Below are 23,534 nucleotides of genomic sequence, written 5' to 3'. Positions count from 1 at the left end.
CGCCTCCTGTCCCGTAACGCCTCGTCTCGGGACAGCTCCTCGGTTTTTTCTCCGCCTCCTGTCCCGTAACGCCTCGTCTCGGGACAGCTCTTCGCTTTTTTCTCCGGCTCCTGTCCCGTAACGCCTTGTTTCGGGACAAATCTTCGGTTTTTTCTCCGCCTCCTGTCCCGTAACGCCTCGTCTCGGGACAGCTCCTCGGTTTTTTCTCCGCCTCCTGTCTCGTAACGCCCCGTTTCGGGACAGCTCCTCGGTTGTTTCTCCGCCTCCTGTCCCGTAACGCCTCGTCTCGGGACAGCTCTTCGCTTTTTTCTCCGGCTCCTGTCTCGTAACGCCCCGTTTCGGGACAGCTCCTCGGTTTATTCTCCGCCTCCTGTCCCGTAACGCCTCGTCTTGGGACAGTTTGCTGCTCAAAACTACTGCTCCTGGCCAAATCAAGACCCGCTTTCCACCGCTTACCGGTCCGTCACAACGATATACGTCGCTTTGATCGGGCCGTGGACGCCAACAACGAGGCTCATTTCGATATCGGCACTATTGCTCGGTCCAGAAATGAAGTTAATACAAGTGGGGAAGCGCTCTCCGCTCTCCGCTTTTTCATGAATCAGGCGTGTGGCCTGCGACATCCGTGGAACGATGGTACTTTTCGGTACAATCGCGATATAGGCGGTTGGGAGCAGACTCACTGCCCTTCCTTTCCCTTCGTCACTGAACAGGACGACTGTACCGGATTCAGCGAGGGTCACATCGCTGAACGTGATTCCGAGATCTGCTTGCTCAGCCAGATCGATGTTTTTCCGCCCCGCTTCGGTATTCCACTCATGAAAACTGAAAGGAACATCCTCCCGATTCAAATAGCCATCCAAACCGTATTCCTTGAAACGGGGATCATCCCACGAAATGATCGATTTACTTCCGTATTGTTCGACGACATCGGCAAGCGCAGTTGATAGATTGGCAATAGTGGTTTCGACAAGGTCTGTATGGATCTTCGTGCATTGGACCTTCATCACCTCAAGAAGGTCATCCTGATTAAAGGAGTCCATCACCCTCCACTGGGGCCGGTGTTGCCACTCAGGCTTCGCAACATCACCGTTTATCCGCCCCCTGCCTAGGTTTTTCGCTACATTATTGAGAAAGGTTTCGCGATTTTGGATCGATCCTGCTGTCATTTGATGCACCATCCTTCCCACGCTTCTTGTACCAGTCCCGGAAGCGTTCCTTTTTCAGAGCAGGAAAATCCCTGCTTGCCGTCCATCCTTTCAAGGCACCTGGACCGGTAGCGATCTTTCCGCCGGTTACAAAAGGCGTCATGAACATCGGTGCTGCTTTCGTCCCGATTTTATACAAAGCTGTTGAAGTCGTCCCTGCTTTAAACACTTTCATCGCCGTCCGTTCTGACCATGGAACGGATCCTTCTTCTTCAACAATCTTTTTCCGGTGTTTGTTCAATAGATCGTGAAGCGGGATATTGACAGGACATGCTTCTGTACACGCTGCGCATAGTGTCGAGGCGTATGGCAATTCTTTATGATCCTCATAGCCATCCAGAAGCGGTGTCAGGACCGCGCCGATCGGGCCCGGGTAGATGGAACCATACGAATGTCCGCCTATATGCCGATAAACCGGACAAACATTGATACAAGCAGCGCATCGGATGCAATGCAACGCTTCCTGAAATTCAGTCCCGAGGATCTTCGAACGGCCATTGTCGATAATGACGAGATGCAGCTCCTCTGGTCCATCAACTTCATTCTCGCCTCTTACTCCCGTCAAACCTGTGACATAGCTTGTCAGCTTCTGTCCGACCGCACTCCTGCACAACAGACTGACGAGTACATCAAGCTCTTCCCAGGTCGGCACGATCCGTTCCATGCCCATCACCGTTATCTGGGTTTTCGGAAGCGCTGAGACCAATCGCGCATTCCCTTCATTCGTAACCAAACTGACCGATCCAGACTCTGCAACCGCAAAATTACAACCGGTGATGCCGACATCCGCTGACAGAAATTCCTTCCGTAGCTGCTCACGTGCAAACAGGGCGAGCTCCTCCGGTTTTTCCGTCTTCAAATAACCTTTTCTATCCCTGAAAACATCGCGGATCTGCTCCTTGTTTTTATGAAGGGCGGGCGCAACGATATGAGACGGCGGATCCCAGTCATCCACCTGCAGGATGTACTCGCCGAGATCCGACTCGACAATCTCACAACCCGCTTCTTCCAACGCCTCGTTCATACCGATTTCTTCGGTTACCATCGATTTGGACTTGATCGCCTTTTTAGCGTTTTTCTTTTGGATCACCTCTTTTATGTACCGGTTGGCGTCTTCAGCCGTTTCGGCAAAATAGACATGCCCACCCTGTCTGGCCACATTTTCACTCAACTGCTCAAGATAATAATCGAGGTTTTCGAGTGTATGCTTCCGAATCTCTTCACCGAGGTTCCGCCATTCTTCCCAGTCACCAAGCTCTTCAGCAGCATTCAATCGTCCATCCCGCAGCCTGCCCTGGGCCGATTGGACAGCACCGCGCATAAAAGTATTCCCCAATCCTGTGTTCACACGCTCCGGAAATTTCCGGTCTCCAATCTTAATGCCCATCCGATTCACCTCGATCCACAGATTTCCCGTTCAACACTTGTGCGATATGAAGCACTTTTACAGGGGATTCTTCTCTCGACAACCTGCCGCTGATATTCATCAAACAGCCACAATCCGATCCTATTAAGATGTCCGCGCCGCTCTTCTTGATATTTTCAACCTTGTCATCGACCATTTCTTTTGAGATTTCCGGCATTTTTACTGAAAACGTCCCACCGAAGCCACAGCAATCATGACAGTTCGGCAACGGTAGCATCTCCAGTCCTTCCACCTGACTTAATAGTTTTCCAGGCGCATCGGAAACCCCTAGCAATCTCGTCATATGACAGGACGTATGGTAGGTGGCCTTTGCTGGTAGTTTTGCACCGACATCCTCAACATCAAGGACCTCTATCAAAAATTGGGCCAGCTCAAACGTTTTATCCGCTAGTTTCGAAGCGTGTGATGCCCATAGATCATCATCAAAAAGATGGACATATTCCTTGAACATCGTTGCACATGAGCCCGAAGGCGTGACCACATAGTCGGCATTCTGGAATACCCGGATCATATGCTTGGCCGATTGTTTCGCCTCCTGGTGATAACCGCTGTTGAAGGCCGGCTGGCCACAGCATGTCTGTCGTTCAGGAAAATCAACGTCACAACCGGACTTTTCAAGCAGTTCGACGGTATCCATCCCGACCTCCGGATAAAACAAATCTGCTAAACAAGTGATGAATAAGGAAACTTTCATATAGTGTCCCCTCCTACCTATCTTTCTTATATAAAACTTCTGTTAAACTTACTTCGACATCAGACTCTCGTTTAAAAAGCGATTGAATAGACTTGGTTGTATTATAGTAGAAGCATGTTCTTCCCACAACAATATGTGCGAATTTTCTGTAAAGTGTAGTCTTAGGCGTAGGCTGAGCAATCATTTGCCCTTATAACGAAGAATGTATTTACACTTTTTTTAATTGAATTGAAAACCCCTCCGTCTGCACTCGAAGGGGTTTTGCAATTATTTCACTGACTTGATCTGTTTCTGATCGACCTGGACAAGATCCATCTTATTTTTATTCGTGGCAATCGTGTAAATGGCAAGTGCAGCGATGACGGTAACGATGACTGTCCCGATATTCACCACACCCTTTTCAGCCGTCCAGACGATCGAATATCCGAGCGCTCCAGCCGCAGTCGCATAATAGAAGAACGGAATGAGTGTTTTCCGGATGACATCCCCTTCCTTTCCGACCAGTCCGACGACAGCAGAAGCTGCAACGACATTATGCACACAGATCATATTCCCGGCAGCACCCCCGACCGCTTGCAATGCAACGATCCAGGAAGCATCAACACCGATTTGCGTCCCTACATCATACTGGAACAAAGAAAACATCATATTACTGACCGTATTACTCCCTGCAATGAACGCCCCAAGCCCACCGATGAAAGGTGCAAACAACGGCCAGATGTCTCCAGTGAGTGAAGCTACTCCATCGGCCAGTACAATCGGCATCCTTTCATAACCAGCCGCACCACCGCCGGAATTGAGGAAGACTTGAACCATAGGCACTGTAAAAACGAGTGCAGTCGAGGCAGCAATCATCGTTTTACCTGAATGAGCCCATGCCCTTCTATAGGCACCAAAATCCATCTGATGGATGAAAAAGGTGATCAATGAGACAAGGACAAAAATCGTGCCCGGCAGATAAAGCGGCTGGAAGCTTGCAGTGATCTCCGTTCCGAACATATTCTCGAACGTAACCGTCCACGCTTGTAGCCATTCTAAAAATGGTAGCGCTTTCAATCTGGTCAAGACGAGGAATAACCCGATGAGAATGTAAGGCATCCATGCCCGGACCATAGACATCCGACCGTTTCGATGCTCGATATCCCCGATTTCTATTTTTCCAGTCCAGGAAGGATCCCACTTCGATTTTTCTTCAAAATCCCAATGCTCTTCCTTCGGTGGCATGAGGAAACCTTTTTTAGCAGCGAAAACGACTATTGCAAGACCGACAAGACCACCAATCAGGGCAGGAAATTCAGGACCAAGCACATTCGCGACGATCACATATGGAACTGTCATTGCAAATGCAGCAAACAACGCAAACTTCCAGACCTTGATCCCTTCTCTGAATGATTTGTTTTTTCCGAAAAAGCGGGTCATAAGCGCAACGACGAACAATGGAACAAGTGTCCCTACTATTGCATGGACGATAGCGACCTTACCGCCGATCATCGTTACGAGAGAAAGGAAGTTATCCGTGATGCTCGCATCCGCGACTAAACCTGTTTGCACCCCGACAAGGATCGGCGTTCCAACAGCACCGAAGGAGACCGGTGTACTTTGGATGACCATCCCCGCTACGACCGCAGCCATTGCCGGGAACCCGAGTCCGACAAGGAGCGGGACAGCTACCGCAGCAGGCGTCCCGAAGCCAGCGGACCCTTCAATGAAAGAACCGAAAAGCCAGGCGACGATGATCACCTGGATCCGCCTGTCCGGGGAGATATCGATGAAACCTTCACGGATGGTTTTGATCCCACCACTTTCCTGTAACGTGTTCAACAATAGAATGGCACCGAAAATAATATAAAGGAGTGTAGCAGCAACGACCAATCCGTTGACAGAGGCAGCAGCGACCGTTGCACCAGGAATTTTCCAGACAAATAAAGCCAAAGCCACCGCCACTAAGTACGAAATCGGCATCGCTTTACTTGCCGGCCATCTGAGCCCTACGAGGAAAATTCCGACGGCAGCAATCGGTAATAACGACAATAATGCCAAAGTACCAGTACTCATAATTACCTCCTATAACCCTATTATTTTTCATCCCCTCCCTGTTCAACGATCACAATCAAGACTTGATGGGAACAGGGGCTTTCACGAACGTGTTCTTCAATGATCCGATTTCATCAATTTTACATTCGACGACATCACCATCCTTAACAAAGTGGGCGCCTAATGGGCTTCCCGTCAAAATCACATCTCCCGGCTGCAACGTCATGACGTTTGAGAGATAAGCGACCATCTCTCTCAACGGCACAATCATAAGATTTGTCGGACTGTTCTGTTTTTCCTCTCCATTCACTACCGCCTTGACATGAATCTTGTCTGGATCGAGCTCTGTTTCAATGACAGGACCAATCGGTGTGAACGTATCAAAAGCCTTTCCGAGCGTCCAATGCCCGTTATCATGGAAAAATTGAGGAGCCGTTACATCATTTCCGATCGTATAACCGAAAATATAGTCGAGCACTTCCCCTTTCGGAACGTTTTTCATTTGTTTTCCGATGACGACGGCCAATTCCGATTCGAATTTGATTTCATCAATGGACTCAGGTACGATCACTTCAGTATCTGCCCCTGTGACAGATGAATCCGGTTTGAAAAAGAACACCGGCATGTCCGGCGGTGAAGAAGGCAGCTCATCCTTCCTGCCGACATAGTTAGCGCCGATTCCGATAATCTTATTCGGGGTCACTGGTGCCAGGAACTCAACATCTGCCTTTCCCACTGTTTCTCCGGTATAATCCCAGCTATCAAAAACGTCTCCCTCTATTAATTTGATTCTGTCCTCGATTACAACACCAAAGTGCACTTGTTGTTTATAGTTGAATCTAGCAAACTTCATTTTCTTCACTCCTAAGCTGTATTTACATCACTTTTTTGACATCCATACACCGGCTCGGCGTCGGGAACAGCTTCCCACTGTTCAACAAACCATCCGGATTGAAGACGTCACGGACATTGGTCTGTGCTTCCAATTCTTCATCGGTAAAAATGAACCGCATCTCCTCGATTTTTTCGATGCCGACACCATGTTCACCGGTGATAGAGCCGCCGACATCAGCACAAGCCTTCAAACAGGCGGATCCTGCTTGAAGTGCTTTCTCTGTTTCTCCTGGAATCCTTGAATCGAATAGGATCAACGGATGGAGATTCCCATCTCCAGCATGAAAGATGTTTGCGATTCTCAGTCCTGATTCCTCACTGATTTTAGTGATATTACGGAGAACTTCCGGAAGCCTGCTACGCGGGATCACTCCATCTTGCACAAGGTAATCAGGAGAAATCGCACCCATCGCACCGAATCCGGTCTTCCGGTTCGCCCACCATCTTCCCCTTTCCTCTTCACTTTCTGCAACCTTCACTTCGCGAACATTCCATTTCCTGCACACGCTCATGATCTCTTCAATCTGCTCGGCGATTCCCGCAGTGATGCCATCAACTTCAATGAGCAGCAATGCTTCAATGTCATCCGGATGACCGACTGGATACGTCCCAGCCTCAACACCTTCAATCGCCGTCTTGTCCATCATTTCAAGCGCAGCCGGCACAATTCCGGCAGAGATGATATCCGACACAGCCTGACTGCCTTCTTCCACATTATCAAAATAGGCGAGGACCGTCTGTTTCCCTTCCGGATTTTTCAGGATCCGAACCGTGATTTTCGTGACGATGCCGAGCGTCCCTTCCGAACCCGTAAGAAGTCCGAGCAGATCATACCCGGGAGCATCCGCGATACCGTTCTCACTGATTTCGATGATCTCGCCATTCGGTAACACCACCTCAAGCCCCAAAATGTGATTCGTCGTCACCCCGTATTTGAGGCAATGGGCTCCGCCTGCATTCTCCGCCACATTTCCTCCGATTGTACACACATACTGACTCGAAGGATCGGGCGCATAATAATATCCTTTGTCCGCAATCGAATGCGTCAGCTTCAAATTGACGAACCCTGGTTGGACGACGGCTTGCCGATTCTCATAATCGACACTCAACAAATGTTTCATTTTCACGAGACTGATGATCACTTCTCCATTGAGCGGGATGGAACCCCCACTGAGGCCGGTACCCGCTCCTCGTGCAAGGAACGGCAGTTGATTTTCCGCACAATACTTCACGACGCCTGCTACCTCAGCTGTATCCTTCGGAAAAACGACCGCTTTCGGCATCGCCTTATGGATCGTGAACCCATCACAATCATAGGAGAGGAGATCTTCCTTTTTATAAAGGACCGATTTTTCACCGACTATCCCTGCGAGACTTTCAATCGCTGGATCTCGTGGGGGATTCTTCTTCTTTTTTGTAAAAAACATGAGCGATCACTCCTTCCTCGCAGTAATAGCAAGATCAGCTTCGGATGGAGCAAGCCTATCCTTGAGGTCCTGCTGATAAGCCCAGTCGAGCAGCTGCACCGTGTGGACGATTTCCGCCCGTCTTCCGTATTTTTGTACACCGAGCGCCATCTGCAGCATGCAACCAGGGTTCCCCATCGAAATCATCTCGATGTCTTGCGGGACATTCTCCATCTTCCGCTCCAGGACCGCTCCCGCCATTTCAGGATTCGTGATGTTATAAATTCCCGCGCTGCCGCAGCACGTATCCGCATTCGGCTGTTCGACATATTCGACGCCGTTGATATCATTGAGGAGTTGGCGTGGTTCATGCCGAATCCCCTGTCCATGGGCAAGATGACACGCATCGTGATAAGTGATCCTCTTATTCACCTCACTGTGCGGTTTTTCATAACCGGTATCATACAGATATTTGGATATGTCCTCGACTTTATCCGCAAAGTCCTCTGCTCTCGTTTTCCATTCCGGATCATTCCGCAGCAACTCAGGATACTCTTTCAACGCACAACCGCAACCAGCCGCATTGATGATGACTTTATCAGCATCCTGGAAAGCCTCGATGTTCTGTTTTGCGAGTCTTTTTCCGGTCTCACGGTCACCCGCATGAACGTGAAGCGCGCCACAGCACGTCTGGTTTTTCGGTAAAACCACTTCATTGCCGTTGTAGGTCAACACATTGATCGTTGACTGGTTGATATCCGCGAACATGACATCCATGATGCAACCGGTCAACATCGCGACCCTCGCTTTCGGCTCACCATTAGCAGGGATGACATCGACATCCTTGTACTTCTTCTGAACTGAAGGTTGGATTTCCGGCATGATCGATTCCATCTCGGCCAGATGTTTCGGCATAACCTTCAAGGCACCGGTTTTCCGAATGACCTGCTGCAGCCCGCTCTTCTGGTAAAAATTCAAGAGACCTCCAACAGCGTTCAAGCGGTTTTTATGTGGAAAAAGCCCCTTCAAAAACAGGTTGCTTACTGCTCCTTTCCATCCTGTCAGTGGCATCGCCTGACGAATCTGTCCCCGAGCTTCCTCAATCAAGCCCCCGACATCGACGTCAGCCGGGCAAGCAGTTGTACAAGCACGGCAATCGAGGCACTGGAATACAGGGTCCATGAATTGTTCATTCACTTCGAGCTTTCCTTCCGCCACCGATTTGATCAGATGGACGCGTCCACGGGGTGAATGCTGCTCCTGCCCGGTTTCAAGATACGTCGGACACGATTCAAGACACATCCCGCAATGGACACAGTCCGCCCACTTTTCCTCGTCCGGATGATCATTCCACAAATAGTTGCTTAAACTGTTGGAAGAACTGCAAGGCGGGTCAACTTGCTGATGCTGCTCCTTCACTTCTACAGCCATTTCATATCCCTCCTATAAAACGCATGTGATTCAAGGTGTTTTCGGGATCGATTTTCCGTTTGATACCTTCGAATAGGAAGAAGTACGATGGCTTATCGCCCCAGATATCAATTGCCTTTCGAAGTTCGAGAGGCAGATGCTTCACGACTGCATAGCCATTTTTCGTGCTGACGAAGTCTCGCAGCTGATTGATTGTATCTTTGATCTCGTCGGCTGAACCGCTGAGCATCACAAAACTCAATCCGTGGCCGAGGCCGCCATGTGCTTCTACTTCTATGCCGTTGTTTTGATGCAATTTCTGGCATTCCTTGAGGATATCGAATACCTCCATGTTTTTGCTGCTGATTTTCACAACAGCCTTCACCCGGTCTTCCCGGTGATCAACTCTGAGGGCATTCGGCTGGAGGTTCGAAAATCTGTTCCAAAACTCTCTCGACTCCTTTTGTGATAATACGGATTGGATCGCCGCTTCGGGTTTGTTCGTCGCCACCCATTCCTCCTGATAATGAACCGCTTTTTCCACATCTTCAAACGTGATCAGCAGGGTATACTCCTTGCGATCGAGCAATTTTTCCGCCAGGGAGGGTACCACAAGTTCAAGGGATACCGGTTCGATCATCGAGTCCTGCAGCTTCACAATGAACGTTTTCAGTTCGTCCAAACGATCTTCTTCCATTGATAAAAGGACAAGGCTTTCGTGCTTCGGAACCGGCCGCAATTTCATAGTGATTTCCGAGATGACACCCAAAGTCCCCATCGCACCGATGAACAGTTTGTTCATATCGTAACCGGCGACATTTTTCACGACCTTCCCGCCTGTACGGATGACGCTCCCGTCAGCATAAACGACCCTCATACCGATGACCAGATCCCTTGCTGAACCATACTTGAGACGCTTGGGACCGCTTTCATTTGCCGAAATCACACCACCGATCGTTGCCTGTTCGGGCCAACTCGGATCGATCGCAGCCATCTGATCATGCTTATGGAGGTAATCCTGAAGTTCTGCAATCGTCGTACCCGGTCGTACCGTCACTGTCATATCGCCAACAGTATGTTCGACGATTCCTTTATAATACGCCAGTGAGAGGACGAAATCGTATTCTTCCTTCACGCCGCCATAACCGCGTTTCGTCCCGTTTCCCATCACCGCGACATTTTTTCCTTCTTTATTGGCAGTACGCAGCACCTGTTGGATTTCTTCTTCACTTTGTGGGCTGACGACTGATAAACCTGTATTACCGTATTTTTTCGATAAAACCAGTTGGTCACCACTGACCTCTTTCAATTCCACACGATCCACCCCTTTTAGAGTGATTTTCTGGATTTTCCATCTTTAACGGACACCAGAGACCTTATTCGCTTCAATTTCCGATGTTTTTAAGATCTAACGGACACCAGGACCTTATTTAGTAAAAACCGGCCGAAAATCACGGTGAAAGAGACAAATAGCGTCTCTCATGTCCGTTAATTTTCCGAATCATACCGTTTTGGCACAAATAGCGTCCCTCATGTCCGTTAGTTTTCCAGAGCTCATCATTTTGCGCCTTTCATGTCCGTTAATGTCCTCAAACATACTGTCCTTTATAGAAAAGACCACTAACTGCACGTGAGTTAATGGTCTTATGCTTTCTGAAGATGACTATTTCTGAGCCAGCATCCGCTGTTTCGCTTCGATTCGACGGCGATGAAGGATCGGTTCAGTATAGCCGCTCGGCTGTTCATATCCTTTGAAGACAAGGTCACACGCAGCCTGGAACCCGACAGACTTGTCATAGTCCTCAGACATCGGCTTATAATCCGGATCACCAGCATTCTGTTCATCAACGACCTTCGCCATCCGCTTCAACGTCTCCAAAACCTGTTCCTCTGTACAAATCCCATGGTGGAGCCAGTTCGCCATATGCTGGCTGGAAATCCGCAATGTCGCACGGTCTTCCATCAGATCAACATTGTTGATATCAGGTACCTTCGAGCAGCCGATGCCATACTCCACCCAGCGTACAACATACCCAAGGATCCCTTGCGCATTGTTGTCCAATTCTGCCTGGATTTCCTCTGCACTCCAATCCGGATTTGCGGCTACAGGAATCTGCAGAATGTCATCTTGATATTCATTTTTCAATTCAAGTAATTGGTCTTGCACTTTTTTCACATCGATCTGGTGATAATGAAGCGCATGGAGCGTCGCAGCCGTCGGCGACGGTACCCAGGCGGTATTCGCACCAGCCTTTAACTGACCGCCCTTTTGCTCGATCATATCCACCATCAAGTCCGGCATCGCCCACATTCCTTTACCGATCTGCGCTTTACCCTGGAATCCTGTTGCCAGACCGACCTGGACATTCGATTTTTCATACCCTTGCAACCATTTCGATGACTTCATCTCATGTTTACGGATCATTGGCCCCGCTTCCATGGACGTATGCATTTCATCGCCCGTTCGGTCCAAGAAACCAGTATTGATGAAAACGATCCGCTCTTTCACCTTCTCGATACAAGCCTTCAAGTTCAACGTCGTACGTCGTTCTTCATCCATCACACCGATCTTCAACGTGTTTCGTTTTACGCCGACAAGATCTTCTGTCCGATCAAAAAGTTCATTGGCAAAAGCGACTTCCTCGGATCCGTGCATTTTCGGTTTGACGATATAGATCGAGCCTTTCTTGGAATTCTGATAGCGTGAATTTCCAAGTACATCATGTTTTGCGATGAGACCAGTCACCACGGTGTCCAAAATCCCTTCTGGCACCTCCTGGCCATCCTTATCCAAAACCGCCTGGCTCGTCATCAAATGCCCGACATTACGCGCAAACATGAGTGACCGTCCTGGCAAAGTGAACGTCTTTCCATCAGGCGACGTATATTCACGGTCAGGATTCAATGTTCGGTCGACCGTTTTCAGCCCTTTCGTAAAGGAGCTGGATAGATCCCCTTTGATAAGACCTAGATAGTTTTTATAGACGAGTACTTTGTCTTCCGCATCTACTGCCGTCACAGAGTCTTCGAAGTCCATGATCGTCGTCAACGCGGATTCGACGAAAACATCCTTCACACCAGCTCTGTCCGTCCGGCCGATTGCATGATCCCGATCGATTTGGATTTCAAAGTGAATGCCGTTATTTTTCAAAAGAATCGCTTCCGGTTCATTTTCATTGCCCTGATAGCCGACAAACTGAGCATCATCCTTCAAACCGGTCGTTTCCCCACTCGTTAAAGATGCAGCCAGTTTACCACCGACGATGGCATAACCCGTTACGTCATTATGACCTCCTTTTGCGAGCGGAACCGTTTTATCGAGGAATTCTCGTGCGTAGGCAATGACTTTTTCACCACGTACAGGGTTGTAGGATCCCTTTTTATCCGCCCCTCCTTCCTCACTGATCGCATCCGTCCCGTAAAGTGCATCGTACAGACTCCCCCACCGTGCGTTAGCCGCGTTGATTGCATAGCGCGCATTGTTGACAGGCACCACGAGCTGAGGTCCAGGCTGTGTGGCGATTTCATCATCGACATCTTCAGTTGTGACCTTGAAGTCTACGGCTTCAGGTTCGAGGTAATTCAATTCTTTCAAGAAAGATTTATAAGTTTCGAGATCGAAATCATTGTTCGATTTATGCCATTCATTGATTTTCTCTTGCAGTTCTTCCCGTTTCTCCAGCAGTGCTTTATTTTTAGGGGCAAGCTCTTCGACGATCTTTTCGAGACCTGACCAAAATGCATCAGCTGACACCTCACTGTCCGGTATCGCTTCGGAATTGATAAAATCGTATAAGACCTGGGCAACTTGAAGGTTTCCCACTTTTACATAGTCCGACATATGAATTCCTCCTATTGAATGGTTGACTGCGCATGTAAGTTTTTTCTTTTTAATGTTCAGAATTTATAAACTATTCACACATACTATCTTATAATAAAATGATTCATATCCATAATATATATTTAGAATGTTGATTATGCATTTTAGTTATAATAGACTTTTTATAAGCTGTAAATTAAAAGTTTCGTTGGTAATAGAACGTATTTGATAGAGGGATTGATAACACTTTCATAGTAATGATCGAAAACTATTAAAGAGTAAGGAGTGGATCCTGATGGACATCCGCCATCTCGAATATTTTTCAGAGGTTGCTAGACATTTAAGTTTCACGAAGGCTGCAGCCACTTTACACGTTTCCCAGCCCTCGATCAGTAAAGCTATCAAACAACTAGAGGAAGAATTAGGCGTGTCTTTATTTTACCGGTCCAAAGAATTGGAATTGACGGACGCAGGTAAAGCTGTACTCATCAATACGAAGAATGTTCTCCAGGCCTTCAACAACCTGACTTCAGAGCTCACAGATATCATGGATCTGAAAAAAGGGGAAATCAGGATCGGAATTCCTCCGATCATCGGTGCTGCCTTTTTTTCCAAGCTGATCAGTCAATTTAAAGAAACGTATGCCCATGTTGATCTTTCATTGAATGAAGTCGGTTCGAAAAGTATCAAACAAGGGGTTGAAGAAGGTTCACTCGATATTGGATTAGTCTGTAATCTGCCGGAGAATAAAGCGAATTTCGAAATGGTGAGATTGATCAATGATCCGTTGATGCTCATTGTACATAACGATCATCCATTAGCCATGGAAAATGAGGTCGAAATTACAGCGCTTAAAGGCGAACCCTTCATCCTATACCGTCAGGACTTCACTCTTCATGACCGTATTCTTGAGGAATGTTCCAGAAACGGCTTCACCCCAAACGTCGTGTGCCAAAGCTCGCAAAAGGATTTCATGATAGAAATGGTGGAGGCAAAATTGGGTGTAGCCCTGTTACCGAGTAAAATCGGAAACTCTAACCTTCACCCAGAGATCCGCGCCATACCGTTGGCGAATTCCAGCCTAAGTCTCGAGCTAGGACTTTTGTGGAAAACGAACAAATACCTCCCTTTCGCTGTCAGGGAATTCATCGAAATGTCCAAAGGATTTCTGCCTTGAATTCAGTGTATTTTAGAGATTTCATACTCGATTTTCAAAAACGGTTTTCCAAAGAAACTCATGTGATGATTCGCCCTCAACGTATTTGCTCCCTCATCAAACCAGACGTGGAAATGCTCATCGATCGGCAGTTTTAGCGTGAACCACGGGCAATGATAATAAATACCTTCGTTGCCTGTTCGACGCTTTGTAAAACTGGCAAGCCTCAAGCCTGCTTCTCCAATAAGATCCATCTTCAAAATACCCGTCATGTTCCCGAATAAAAGCGGCATCCCAATATTCATATACCGCTCCCCTTCATGCATATGGGAAGAGTACGCCGCTGCAAAAATCGGTTCACCATCCTCTGTCGTCCGAATCCACGCCCGTACATTTTCTCGTCCATCACTGTTTGATTGAACAGGGATGATTTTACCCGTCATCCGAATATGATCTGTCCCGTTAAGCGGGAGGTTGATCTGGCCGATCCGTCTGCTGATCGCTTTATAGAGCTTGGAAATCGTGATGAATCCCGGCTGCCATTCCGTATGGGAATCGAGATCGTAGTTAAGCGTATTTTCATAAAATGACACAATCTCAGGATGAAGCTTTTCTGTGCTGAAACCTGTGCGGTCATAGTCGCTCATCGTGTCAATCAAGCTGTTGCGGTTACGGGTCGGATCGACCAGGTTGTTCCGCTCGAAAAAATCAGCTCCCGTATAAAAACCGCTATGGATTTTACTGAATGGGATTCCGTAATGATCGTGCTGCGGTTTAGGCGTGTTAAGGAACCAACCGACAATGCCACAAAACACAACGATGAACGCATTTCCGATCCCATGAAAGAAGACCATATCCGGAATCGGAATGATCACCTTACCCAATGCTCTGCTGAAACCATAAATAAAAGAGAATGCCAACGTCAGAATCAATGCAAAGGTAGATAGGAAAAGCAAAATCCGCGGCAACCAGCTGATTTTAGGGATGACATGAGTAAAAATCAGAATGCAATACAAAATAAGTGCGATGACGAAAATTCCGACTGAAAGAAATTCAAAAATCCTTGAGTATGTAATGCCGATCGCGATCAGAATCGGACCAGCGAGGATACCGTAAGTCGCTAGTTTGTAAGTTTTAGAGAGCTCGTGTTGTTCTCCGGCAATAAAACGTCCAAGCATCCCGTTGAAAATCGGCAGGACAAAAGCTGAAAAATGAAAGTGGATTGCCGTCAGTTGGATGATCGTCATGCTGAAATCCATGACTTCAAGCCCGAAACGGCTGATGGTGAACCAAACACCGCCAAGGAGGAAGTAGATCAAGCCGATATCGACGGAAAGTTCCTCCAGCGGTTGGGTCCCTCTTGCGCTGAAACGTGCAGCACCATACAAGAATACAAGAATCGAAAAAAGAAGCCAACCAATAGAAAGAAACCCTGCAGTGACGCCAGGGTCCAGACTGAATGATAACCCCGCTAGTACCGCCATCGGTAGCTGGAGATGGAATGCGGCTCGATACGTTTTAAAAAGCGTGCCATCACGTTTCACAGTTTCGGTCAGGGCGAACGTCAGCGGAACAGTCACATAAATTGCAAACAATAGAAGCTGTTCAATCAAGTTGAGCTCGATTGTAAACAGGGATACAATCCAAAGGATGAAACCGATCCCCACGTTCATCATGGATTTCTTTTTCACATTAAAAACCTACTCTCTTGCATCATACTTTTGCGGAAATGCATACCCCGGGAGTTGTCCAGGAGGCATCGGGACAACCTCCATGCGGAAGTTCCCTTTGTACCTGAAAATTGTCCCGAACATAACGTTTTTCACGGAAACATCAATTGAAAACCAATCGTTTTTTTCATCAAACTCTTCGTTAACGGTCGCCTGGCCAATCAATCGGGACGGGATAGTAATCCTTTTTCCGCCAAGGTGGAAAAATTGGTAGGTCGATTTCATCTTTATTCCGCCTGCTTCTGAAACAGTGATGTCGATTCCGACTGGAGAAGCCTGCCGATTCCCGAGATAATCGATGATCCCCCTGGTCTTTTCGCTATAAACCATTGTCGCATCAAAGCGCCGATCTGCATTTTTAAAATGAAACGTCCTGATCCAGGCGACCGTTTCGCGCCCATAAGGGTCTTTATATGCGTATTTTTCAAGTTTAAAAGGAATCCCGGTGCCTCGTTCAGGGAAGGTGATGTTTTCCTTGATCCCGTACTTGATGAATGGACGCATGAACCAGCGCCCGCCTGAAATCTCCTCCATCGTTCCGGTGCAGATGAGTGCTCGATCCTCGTCACTCGAAAGGCGGAATTTTTCCTGGAGCTTTGGATGAAGCCGTTGAAAGTCCACTCCCAGCGCTTTTTCATAGATTGAACTCAAGATTCGTCACCACGCATTTTCCGTTTGCAGTTTGTCGCTGATGGAATTCCTCGGCTGTTGAGAATTCCAATGATCGATAAGCCTGCCATGGCAAGTGTCAGCGATATCGGATTGAAGGGCGCTACAAGGATTTCCGGGTTGCTGAAAATCGCACCAACCAACAACCCTAGCAACACGACAACATTTATGTAGAATAATTTTTTCTTTTTGACAGGAAGTAAGAAGATGAATCCGAAGGCGATTTCCGTGATCCCGATCGCCAGCAGTACCGTTTCCTCAAAACCGACGAACAAGCCGGACTTTTGAAGAATCGCCAATTCACCTGAATCCGGGAACAGAAGCTTCGGGACAAGCCCCTGATAAATCCAGACGACAGCCAGTACAGCGCAGATCATCCAGTGCATCATACTCCGTAACAGGGACGTCTTTGGATGGATGTTTTCCTCCAGCCAAAGCTTCAGACAGTCAAAGCTCCAGGCAGTCGCCCACCCCATCAACGGTCTGAAGACGAAACGATCCAACAACTGACCAGGCACGCCAAACCGGGTTGTGTAATCATACAAGGTGACGAACTGGATCCCGTCATTTGTCGGCGTGTATTTCCAATAGCCTCCACCCTTTTTAATGAGTGAAATCGGCATGTCTGTCCAAAACTTCAGAGAAGAGGTACGCGCGCCATCTTCATCCTCTTTCGTCCCGACGCTTTCCCCTTCCCCAGCGATACTCAGCCCGAAGCCGATGTTCGTTTTGTACTCGAATCGCTGAGGTTCATCCTCATGCTTTTTCGGTAGATATGTAATGTCAGTGAAGCGCAAGTCCCATTGTTCATGCTGTTTCGGATCCTGGGTTGCCTGCCAGATCCGCTCCATACCGGTGTTGATGGTCGACTCCACATAGATCGGTTTATTTTTGTTCAATAGATCACACCCTTTTGACTGCTAATCAAGGAACCGGTTTTTGATATCCGGTGTTGGCATCATGCACGAATCCCGTTTGCCGAACCAATTGTACCGGTTCCGCGCGGTGAAATTGTAGACGACATCCCGTACAGGGGTCGGAATAATTTTAAAAATGGTGAAAACACGCCATGCTCCGCTCAGGTGCCTCGTGACACGGAGTCCCGCGCTTGATTTTTGATACGCTTTTCCGTCTTCGATCAAGATGAAGCTATCGAACGTGTGCGGTAAGTTGTATTCGTTTAAAAGCCTCTGGCCCGTTTCACTTTGCAATGCAGCGAATTTGAAGTGTGCTTTCGGATCTCGTTTGATCACGAATTGGACGATCCCGTTGCACAAATTGCACTCGCCATCGAATAAGAGGATTTTGCTCATGAAAATCACCCTCCTTATAGGGTAATTATACCATTTAACGGGGTGTAGAGGGTAAGACTCAGGGGTGTTCCTCCGCTAACGGACACAGGAGACCTTATTTCGTTCGAAACGGGGAATTTCAGCTGATTTGTTCACAGATAACGGCTCTGGTGTCCGCTAACAATCCTAATTCGCGTTTTTGAACACAAATAACGGCTCTCATGTCCGTTAAATCTTTAATAGAAAAGAGTTTGCCTCATTAAATGAAGCAAACCCTCCCGTTTATGATTGGCTGAATCCTTCGCCCAGCACCTCGTTCGCATTGACGATGATCACGAAGGCCGATGGATCCACCTTTTTCACGTGTTGTTTCAATCGTGTCACTTCAAACTGTTCAACGACACACATGAGCATCGGACGTTCTGAATCTGTGAATCCACCTGTCGCAGAAATCCTTGTCACACCACGGTCGATCTCTCTAAAAATCTCGTCCCGGACATCATCTTCCCGTTCCGTGATGATGTAAGCCATTTTCGAATATCCAAGACCCATCTGCACGACATCGATTGTTTTTGCCGTCAAGAACATCCCGATCATCGCATAAAGCGCTTGTTCAATGGAAAAAACAAGTGCGGATGATGTTACAATGGCTCCGTCAATGGCCAGCAGACAAAGACCTAAAGAAACGCCGGTATATTTATGGACGATCTGAGCTGCAAGGTCGATTCCGCCTGTTGAAGCTTTCCCCCGAAAAACGATTCCGAGTCCCAAACCTACACCAAGCCCTCCGAATAGAGCGCCAAGCAACGGGTCATTGGTAACCGGTTCTGCACCTTCTGACAAATAGACCACGAACGGTAAAAACAACGTTCCCACAAGGGTTTTGACTCCGAAGTTCTTTCCGAGAATGAGAACCCCGGCGATGAATAACGGAATGTTCAGCGACCACTGGACGATCGAAGGCATCCAGCCGAACAAGCTTTTTAAAATCAGACTGATTCCGACAACGCCTCCGGACGCGATGTTGTTCGGGGCTAGAAACAGGTTGAACGCTAGTGCCACAAAGGCTGAACCAATTAGGACGAAAATAAAATCTAATGCTATTAAAATTTTTGGATTGATACGATTCCGACGAACTGCCATCATCATTTTCATTCACTCACTTTTATCTATAGAAGTAAAAATTAGTAGACTAATAACCTAAAAAAGTATATCACTACCTTTTGTTTTAGTAAATTTTCCGATTATTGCAACGAATGGAAGGATTTTTGTGAAATTCACTTCCTTTCCGCGGACTGAAGTTAAAAGCGGAAGCGACCTGCTTAGTTAGGTGGGTCACTTTGAAAACTGACTAGGAGCCTCGAACCAAACAGAGACATGGCTCTTCGTGGACTTACTCATAAGGATGTCAATCAATGTGTCGACCACGTATGAATGCGCTATACGACCATTCATGAAGGGGTTTGTTTGTCCGTATGAAGGTGCAGGAGTGTCGCTTATTTCACAAATCAGCATTGAAATTTTAAAAAACATACATTTAGGAGGAAAGTTGATGCAGAGGGATTCGACAAGGTTTTGAGGGGTTCAAACAAACGTTTGATTGATACTGCACAGCTGCGGTATGTGTCCTGCAAATGTTAAAGGGACGGCGTTTCCAGCCATCCCTGTTTTTGTTTATCATTTGATTTTTGATCGCAGGTACGCGTCGATGAACGGATCGATTTCGCCGTCCATGACCGCATTGATGTTTCCGATTTCCACATTCGTGCGGTGATCCTTAGCCATGCTATATGGATGGAAAACGTAAGAACGGATCTGACTGCCCCATCCGATTTCTTTTTGCTCGCCACGGATTTCATTGAGCTCTGCTTGCTGCTCTTCAATCCGCTTTTGATAGAGCTTCGCTTTCAACATTTTCATCGCGCGTTCACGATTCTTGATTTGTGAACGTTCGGTCTGGCACGACACGATCGTATTCGTTGGAATATGCGTCATACGTACAGCCGAATCAGTCGTGTTGACGTGCTGGCCGCCAGCCCCGCTTGCACGATACGTATCTACTTTGATTTCATCCGGTTTGAGTTCGATTTCAACATCATCACTCAGTTCGGGCATTACTTCACATGAAACGAAGGAAGTGTGACGACGTCCAGATGAATCGAACGGTGAAATCCTGACGAGACGATGGACGCCTTTTTCTGCCTTCAAATAGCCGTAAGCGTTGTGCCCCTTGATGTTGAGCGTGACACTTTTCACGCCTGCCTCATCACCAGGAAGGTAGTCGACCGTTTCGACCTTGAAGCCTTTGTTCTCTGCCCAACGCGTGTACATTCTGAGGAGCATGGACGCCCAGTCCTGAGACTCTGTTCCACCCGCTCCCGGATGCAATTCGAGCAACGCATTGTTTTTATCATGCGGTTCACTTAAAAGCAACGTCAATTCGAAGTCGGAAAGTTGCTTGGAAAGCTCTTTCAGCTCCTGCTCCAATTCTGTGCGAAGATCTTCATCCTCTTCCTCTTTCACGAGTTCATAGGAAACTTCGAGATTTTCATAAGTTTCATTCAGCTCATTGAACTCATTCACAACACTCTTCAAACCGTTCGCCTCATTGATGACCGTCTGAGCATTGTTCTGGTCGTCCCAGAAATCACCCGCCGTCATCTGTTCCTCAAGCTCCGCAATACGAGCCTCTTTCTGATCTAAGTCAAAGAGACCCCCTAAAGTCTTGAATTCGTTTCTCCATTGCTGACAACTCTTGCTTAATTTCAACTAATTCCATAACACATGATCTCCCTTATATAAATGAAATGTCTTTATTAGACGGTGCCAGGCACCGATTCAGAACCCTTGGTACCACTGCATTCCTGATCGGTGCCTGGCACCATTTTGAAAGTCTTGCTGTGACTGGCTTCTCCGAGTGTACCTGGCACCATCTCAAATCCCTTGGGGCGCAAGGGCTAAATTGTCGTGCCAGGTACACATGTTTACGCAAAAGAAAACTTGGCTGTTGCCAAGCCTTCTTTTGGTTTAAGTTTATGATCAGGCACCGTGGCAGTGCTTGTATTTCTTACCGCTGCCGCATGGGCATGGTGCGTTACGGCCCACATCCGTGCTTTTGCGTACTGGCTTTTTCTTTTGTTGTTCTTGCGCTTTCGGGTCGACGGCTTTTCCTTCTGCGACTTTTTCACGCTTAAGGTTTTGCTCGACTTGCGCTTTCATGATGTACGTAGATACTTCTTCTTCGATTTCGGCCACCATCGTTTCGAACATTTGGAAGCCTTCGAACTGGTATTCACGCAACGGATCGTTCTGACCGTATGCACGTAAATGGATTCCCTGACGGAGTTGATCCATCGCATCGATGTGATCCATCCACTTGCGGTCTACAGAGCGAAGTACGATGACTTTTTCAAACTCACGCATCTGCTCCGGCTCAAGCTGAGATTCCTTGCGATCATACTCCTCTTTCACTTTTTCCATGAACACGTCGATGATCTCTTCGCGTTCTTTTCCTTTGATGTCTTTTTCAGTAACAGCACCTTCATGCAGGAACGTACCATTCGCATAGTCGATGATCGCCTTCAAGTCCCAATCTTCAGGAACTTCTTCCTCTGGCGTATGGGCTTCGACGATACGATCTACCGTCGATTTGATCATACGTTCAACGATTTCACGAAGGTTTTCCGAGTCAAGTACTTCAGCACGCTGCGCGTAAATGATTTCACGCTGCTGCCTCATCACATCATCATATTGCAGCAATTGCTTACGAGCATCGAAGTTATGGCCTTCAACACGTTTTTGTGCCGTCTCAACTGCTTTTGTAACCATTTTACTTTCTAATGGCTGATCCTCTTCCATACCAAGACGATCCATCATCGCAAGCATATTATCAGAAGCGAATCGACGCATCAATTCATCTTCCATCGAGATATAAAATTGAGATGAACCTGGATCACCTTGACGACCGGAACGACCACGCAACTGGTTATCGATACGACGTGATTCATGACGCTCCGTACCGATGATATGAAGACCACCAAGATCAATGACACCTTCGCCAAGCTTGATGTCTGTACCACGACCGGCCATGTTCGTAGCAATCGTTACGGCACCTTGTTGACCAGCATCTTCAATGATTTGTGCCTCTCGTCCGTGGTTCTTCGCGTTCAACACGTTGTGCGGCACGCCTTTTTTCTTCAGCAATTGTGCGATCAACTCAGAAGTTTCAACCGCAACCGTACCTACCAGGACAGGCTGGCCTTTTTTATGACGTTCCGCGATTTCATTGACAACGGCGCGGAACTTTCCTTCTTGCGTTTTATAAATATAATCTGCGTTATCGATACGTGCGATCGGCTTGTTCGTCGGAATCACAACAACGTTCATATTGTAAATATTGCGGAATTCCTCTTCTTCCGTCTTCGCAGTACCAGTCATACCGGCAAGCTTGTTGTACATACGGAAGTAGTTCTGGAACGTGATCGTTGCAAGCGTCATCGACTCGCGCTGGATTTGAAGACCTTCCTTCGCTTCAATCGCCTGATGCAAACCATCGCTGTAACGACGTCCCGCCATCAAACGTCCTGTAAAAGGATCGACGATGACGACTTCATCATCCTGCACGACATAATCCGTATCACGATGCATGATGACGTGCGCCTTTAACGCCTGATTGATGTGGTGGTTGATCGAAACATTGGAGATATCAAACAAGTTCTCAACCCGGAAGAAGCTTTCTGCCTTGGACATCCCTTCTTCAGTAAGCTGGACGTTCTTCGTCTTGATATCCAACGTGTAATCTTCATCCTTCTTCAACTGGTGGATGAATTGGTTCGCGATGCGATAAAGCTCAGTCGATTTAGCTGCGTTACCCGAAATGATCAAGGGTGTACGCGCTTCGTCGATCAAAATCGAGTCAACCTCATCGACGATGGCAAAGTTCAACGGACGCTGAACCATTTCTTCCCTATATAAAACCATGTTATCACGTAAGTAGTCGAATCCGAGCTCATTGTTCGTCGCATATGTGATGTCAGCGTTGTAAGCTTCCTTCTTCTCTTCCTTCGAAAGGCCAGTGACGTTAAGACCTACCGAAAGTCCGAGATAGTTATAAAGCTGACCCATTTCCTCAGCGTCACGTGCTGCCAGGTATTCGTTGACGGTGACGACGTGAACACCTTTACCGGTAAGCGCGTTCAGATAAACAGGCATCGTCGCGACAAGCGTTTTACCTTCACCGGTTTTCATCTCTGAAATATTACCTTCATGCAGAGAAACCGCACCCATGATCTGCACTGGATATGGGCGCAAACCAAGTACGCGTGTTGCCGCTTCACGAACGACAGCGAATGCTTCGATCAATATATCATCTAGTGTCTCGCCTTTTTCCAGGCGGGATTTGAATTCATCTGTCTTAGCTTTCAACTGTTCATGCGATAGCTTTTCCATTTCTGGACCAAGCACATCAACCTCGTCAGCAAATTTCTGAAGACGGCCAATCTGACGCTCGTTTCCAGTAGAAAACATCTTTTTTAACAATCCCATCATGAAGTAAGCACCTCTATTTACACATCTATATTTTGAAAAATCTTCTAACTATAGTCCATGCTTTATTTTAACAGTTTGAAGGAGGAAGGACAAGAATTCAAGGCATGACCATTGAAGGGTTTAAGCCATATGATGGAACGCATGATAAGGAATTCATGTTTGTGTACCAGGCACCATTTTGAAACCCTTACTACGCCTGACTTCTGATTGTGTACCTGGCACCGTTTCAAACCCCCTGGTATCACTGG

At 47.4% G+C, this 23,534-nt stretch carries 17 protein-coding genes; 1 reads left to right on the top strand and 16 read right to left on the bottom strand.

Going from position 1 to position 23,534, the window contains the following annotated elements; all coding sequences use genetic code 11:
* Nucleotides 1–452 precede the first annotated feature (452 nt).
* The 9 genes from N8M93_RS11280 to N8M93_RS11240 all read right to left on the bottom strand — a co-directional run bounded on the left by N8M93_RS11280 (nucleotide 453) and on the right by N8M93_RS11240 (nucleotide 12,913).
* Entirely contained in the window at nucleotides 453–1,169 is a 717-nt protein-coding gene (locus N8M93_RS11280) for a lactate utilization protein C (RefSeq protein ID WP_261131850.1), read from the bottom strand.
* Nucleotides 1,126–2,595 carry a LutB/LldF family L-lactate oxidation iron-sulfur protein gene (locus N8M93_RS11275; RefSeq protein ID WP_261131847.1) on the bottom strand — a complete coding sequence of 490 codons (1,470 nt, stop codon included), beginning with the start codon at nucleotides 2,593–2,595 and terminating at the stop codon, nucleotides 1,126–1,128. The genes N8M93_RS11280 and N8M93_RS11275 overlap by 44 nt, the downstream gene beginning before the upstream one ends.
* Complete coding sequence (locus tag N8M93_RS11270) at nucleotides 2,585–3,328, bottom strand: (Fe-S)-binding protein (RefSeq protein WP_261131846.1); 744 nt, start codon at nucleotides 3,326–3,328, stop codon at nucleotides 2,585–2,587. The genes N8M93_RS11275 and N8M93_RS11270 overlap by 11 nt, the downstream gene beginning before the upstream one ends.
* Before the next feature lie 267 nt (nucleotides 3,329–3,595).
* A complete protein-coding gene (locus N8M93_RS11265; protein WP_261131844.1) occupies nucleotides 3,596–5,383 on the bottom strand; it encodes an L-lactate permease in 1,788 nt (595 codons plus the stop codon).
* 55 nt (nucleotides 5,384–5,438) lie between these two features.
* The gene (locus N8M93_RS11260) at nucleotides 5,439–6,215 is read right to left on the bottom strand and encodes a fumarylacetoacetate hydrolase family protein (RefSeq protein ID WP_261131841.1); all 777 of its coding nucleotides are present in this window, start codon (nucleotides 6,213–6,215) and stop codon (nucleotides 5,439–5,441) included.
* Between the two features lie 22 nt (nucleotides 6,216–6,237).
* Nucleotides 6,238–7,683, bottom strand: coding sequence for an FAD-binding oxidoreductase (locus N8M93_RS11255; protein ID WP_261131839.1), 1,446 nt, complete (start codon nucleotides 7,681–7,683; stop codon nucleotides 6,238–6,240).
* Nucleotides 7,684–7,689: 6 nt separating this feature from the next.
* On the bottom strand, nucleotides 7,690–9,093 hold the full coding sequence (locus tag N8M93_RS11250) for a (Fe-S)-binding protein (protein WP_261131838.1): 1,404 nt from the start codon (nucleotides 9,091–9,093) through the stop codon (nucleotides 7,690–7,692).
* Nucleotide 9,094: 1 nt separating this feature from the next.
* Entirely contained in the window at nucleotides 9,095–10,387 is a 1,293-nt protein-coding gene (locus N8M93_RS11245) for an FAD-binding oxidoreductase (RefSeq protein ID WP_261131837.1), read from the bottom strand.
* 348 nt (nucleotides 10,388–10,735) lie between these two features.
* Nucleotides 10,736–12,913 (bottom strand): malate synthase G, encoded by a 2,178-nt coding sequence (locus N8M93_RS11240; protein WP_261131835.1) that lies wholly within the window; start codon nucleotides 12,911–12,913, stop codon nucleotides 10,736–10,738.
* 274 nt (nucleotides 12,914–13,187) lie between these two features.
* Here N8M93_RS11240 and N8M93_RS11235 point away from each other — a divergent pair, with 274 nt between their 5' ends.
* A complete protein-coding gene (locus N8M93_RS11235; RefSeq protein ID WP_261131834.1) occupies nucleotides 13,188–14,069 on the top strand; it encodes a LysR family transcriptional regulator in 882 nt (293 codons plus the stop codon).
* A gap of 2 nt (nucleotides 14,070–14,071) precedes the next feature.
* Here the strand turns inward: N8M93_RS11235 and N8M93_RS11230 are convergent, their stop codons facing one another.
* The 7 genes from N8M93_RS11230 to secA all read right to left on the bottom strand — a co-directional run bounded on the left by N8M93_RS11230 (nucleotide 14,072) and on the right by secA (nucleotide 23,286).
* Nucleotides 14,072–15,739 (bottom strand): YndJ family protein, encoded by a 1,668-nt coding sequence (locus N8M93_RS11230; protein WP_261131833.1) that lies wholly within the window; start codon nucleotides 15,737–15,739, stop codon nucleotides 14,072–14,074.
* 9 nt (nucleotides 15,740–15,748) lie between these two features.
* Nucleotides 15,749–16,429 (bottom strand): DUF4166 domain-containing protein, encoded by a 681-nt coding sequence (locus N8M93_RS11225; protein WP_261131832.1) that lies wholly within the window; start codon nucleotides 16,427–16,429, stop codon nucleotides 15,749–15,751.
* Nucleotides 16,426–17,346 (bottom strand): DoxX-like family protein, encoded by a 921-nt coding sequence (locus N8M93_RS11220; protein WP_261131831.1) that lies wholly within the window; start codon nucleotides 17,344–17,346, stop codon nucleotides 16,426–16,428. Before N8M93_RS11220 ends, N8M93_RS11225 begins: the two co-directional genes overlap by 4 nt.
* Nucleotides 17,347–17,367: 21 nt before the next feature.
* Nucleotides 17,368–17,760: a thiol-disulfide oxidoreductase DCC family protein gene (locus tag N8M93_RS11215; RefSeq protein WP_261131830.1), complete on the bottom strand. Its 393-nt coding sequence runs from the start codon at nucleotides 17,758–17,760 to the stop codon at nucleotides 17,368–17,370.
* Nucleotides 17,761–18,021: 261 nt separating this feature from the next.
* Nucleotides 18,022–18,882, bottom strand: a complete 861-nt coding sequence (locus tag N8M93_RS11210) for a YitT family protein (protein ID WP_261132001.1) — start codon at nucleotides 18,880–18,882, stop codon at nucleotides 18,022–18,024.
* 534 nt (nucleotides 18,883–19,416) lie between these two features.
* Nucleotides 19,417–20,518, bottom strand: a protein-coding gene (prfB, locus tag N8M93_RS11205) for a peptide chain release factor 2 (protein ID WP_261131829.1) whose coding sequence is annotated in 2 segments (ribosomal slippage) — nucleotides 19,417–20,445 and nucleotides 20,447–20,518 — 1,101 coding nt in all. Because the reading frame shifts where the segments join, the coding sequence is not laid out codon by codon here.
* A 260-nt stretch (nucleotides 20,519–20,778) separates the two neighbouring features.
* Nucleotides 20,779–23,286, bottom strand: a complete 2,508-nt coding sequence (secA, locus tag N8M93_RS11200; RefSeq protein WP_261131826.1) for a preprotein translocase subunit SecA — start codon at nucleotides 23,284–23,286, stop codon at nucleotides 20,779–20,781.
* Nucleotides 23,287–23,534: the final 248 nt, after the last annotated feature.

The organism is Bacillus sp. Marseille-Q3570 (assembly GCF_946151055.1).
Taxonomy (GTDB): Bacteria; Bacillota; Bacilli; order Bacillales; family Fictibacillaceae; genus Pseudalkalibacillus.
The sequence above is the reverse complement of the archived record's forward strand: the minus strand, read 5'-3'. Positions and strand labels throughout refer to the sequence as shown.

Excerpts from the sequence above, each read along its gene's own strand:
- secA (WP_261131826.1), bottom strand. The coding sequence starts at position 23,286 with ATGATGGGATTGTTAAAAAAGATGTTTTCTACTGGAAACGAGCGTCAG.
- N8M93_RS11210 (WP_261132001.1), bottom strand. The coding sequence starts at position 18,882 with ATGGCAGTTCGTCGGAATCGTATCAATCCAAAAATTTTAATAGCATTA.
- N8M93_RS11250 (WP_261131838.1), bottom strand. The coding sequence starts at position 9,093 with ATGGCTGTAGAAGTGAAGGAGCAGCATCAGCAAGTTGACCCGCCTTGC.
- N8M93_RS11270 (WP_261131846.1), bottom strand. The coding sequence starts at position 3,328 with ATGAAAGTTTCCTTATTCATCACTTGTTTAGCAGATTTGTTTTATCCG.
- N8M93_RS11280 (WP_261131850.1), bottom strand. The coding sequence starts at position 1,169 with ATGACAGCAGGATCGATCCAAAATCGCGAAACCTTTCTCAATAATGTA.
- N8M93_RS11215 (WP_261131830.1), bottom strand. The coding sequence starts at position 17,760 with ATGAGCAAAATCCTCTTATTCGATGGCGAGTGCAATTTGTGCAACGGG.
- N8M93_RS11240 (WP_261131835.1), bottom strand. The coding sequence starts at position 12,913 with ATGTCGGACTATGTAAAAGTGGGAAACCTTCAAGTTGCCCAGGTCTTA.
- N8M93_RS11255 (WP_261131839.1), bottom strand. The coding sequence starts at position 7,683 with ATGTTTTTTACAAAAAAGAAGAAGAATCCCCCACGAGATCCAGCGATT.
- N8M93_RS11265 (WP_261131844.1), bottom strand. The coding sequence starts at position 5,383 with ATGAGTACTGGTACTTTGGCATTATTGTCGTTATTACCGATTGCTGCC.
- N8M93_RS11235 (WP_261131834.1), top strand. The coding sequence starts at position 13,188 with ATGGACATCCGCCATCTCGAATATTTTTCAGAGGTTGCTAGACATTTA.
- N8M93_RS11275 (WP_261131847.1), bottom strand. The coding sequence starts at position 2,595 with ATGGGCATTAAGATTGGAGACCGGAAATTTCCGGAGCGTGTGAACACA.
- N8M93_RS11260 (WP_261131841.1), bottom strand. The coding sequence starts at position 6,215 with ATGAAGTTTGCTAGATTCAACTATAAACAACAAGTGCACTTTGGTGTT.